This is a genomic window from Paenibacillus sp. EKM206P (genome assembly GCF_011066155.1).
In the GTDB taxonomy this organism is placed as follows: Bacteria; Bacillota; Bacilli; order Paenibacillales; family Paenibacillaceae; genus Paenibacillus; species Paenibacillus polymyxa_D.
In genome coordinates this window covers 1-1571 of the sequence record NZ_JAAMNQ010000049.1, presented here as the reverse complement: position 1 = coordinate 1571, position 1571 = coordinate 1, and the positions used below count along the sequence as shown (strand labels likewise).

Below are 1571 nucleotides of genomic sequence, written 5' to 3'. Positions count from 1 at the left end.
ACAACCTCTACATTCGTAATTTCAAAAGCGGATGGACGAACTTCACCCAACTGCTCGACTTGCTCCTCAACCGGATAGTTCTCAAATACCATAATGTGGTTAATCAGATTTTGCTTCTGCTCGGTCAGCGCCTGAATTTCATATAGCGGGAAGCTGTCATATACCCCCGAAGCCAACGCTTGCTCCTGCGTTTTCCGCATGATGTCCACAAACGTGGCATTCCGTTTACTTTGAATCCGAACCGGGATCGTATTAATGAACAGACCGATCATATGCTCTACACCCGCAATATCCGTCGGACGTCCAGATACGACACTGCCGAATACAACATCCTCATTGTTGTTATATTTCTGCAAAATAAGGCCCCACACGCTCTGCATCAGTGTATTAATCGTGACCTGCTGCTGCTTTGCAATCCGATACATGGCTTCGCTCCGCGTTGAATCCAGATCTACCGTTATTTTTCCAGAAATATATTCGCTGGTTTCACTTGCTGTAGTGGACACCGTATGATCCCTGCTGTCCGCCACGTGGTCTTTTGATGCGGTATCCGATCCAGGTAACAACGTCTGCTGTTCAAAGCCCGCCAAATAGCTGCTCCAATACTCTTTTGCCGCACGTTCATCCTGACGCTCCAGCCATTCAATATATTGACCATATGATGTAACAGGAGCAAGCTCCGGCTGCTTCTGCTCCAGCAGTGCAAAGTACGTACCAAACACTTCGCCTGTAACAAGCGATAAGCACCAGCCATCCATGACAATGTGATGGAAGCTCCAGACCAAGTGATACGTTTCTTCATCGGTTTGCAATACCTGTACGCGCATGAGCGCATCCGTACCCAGATTAAAACCTCTAGCTTGGTCTTCCTGCTTAAACGCCTGGATATAGGCCTGTTGCTCCGCTTTCGGCATTTCGCGTATATCCTGGAAGGAAAGGTCGCTATCTTTGTGACGGAACACGATCTGCAATGGCTCCTGACTGTGCCCTGTCTCAAACCGATGGAAATTCGTCCGCAGTGCTTCATGACGCTGTGTCAGCAGATCCAGGCTCTTACGGAAAATAGCAACATCAAAGCTGCCTTTTTGATCAAACGATGCTTGCTGGAAGTATGCAGCTGAGTCTGGCTCCATCAAGCTATGGAACAGCATCCCCTTCTGCATTGGCGAAAGAGCATACACATTTTCCAGTTCGCCCACAGAAGCCGTTTGCTCCGTCAATTGCTCCAGTTGTTCCAACGACAAGCCTTTGAACAAGACATCGCTTGGGGTTAGTTCGCTCCGCTCTTGGGAGGCACAATGCGCGATCACTTCCTGCAAGCTTTCCTGCAGCAACTGCGCAAAGTTTTCTACATTTTGCTGATGATATACTTGGCTGTCATAGCGAATCTCCAGTGTCAGCGCGCCCGCTGTAATCATGCCGTTCACATTCAAAGGATGCTCCAGTACAGTATGGTCACTCATCGGCTCTCCACCTGGATGCGAAGACAGCCTGATATCCCCATTTTCCAAGTCCTGATCAAACTGTCCCAAATAGTTAAAGCTAATTTCAGGCTGCAAGGTCAAGGAAGG

1 protein-coding gene is annotated in these 1571 nt (G+C 48.6%); it reads right to left on the bottom strand.

Annotation, left to right across the window (positions count from 1 at the left end; all coding sequences use genetic code 11):
• Positions 1-1571: condensation domain-containing protein (locus tag G9G53_RS25585; RefSeq protein WP_238796313.1), on the bottom strand; the 1571-nt coding region annotated here is incomplete at both ends.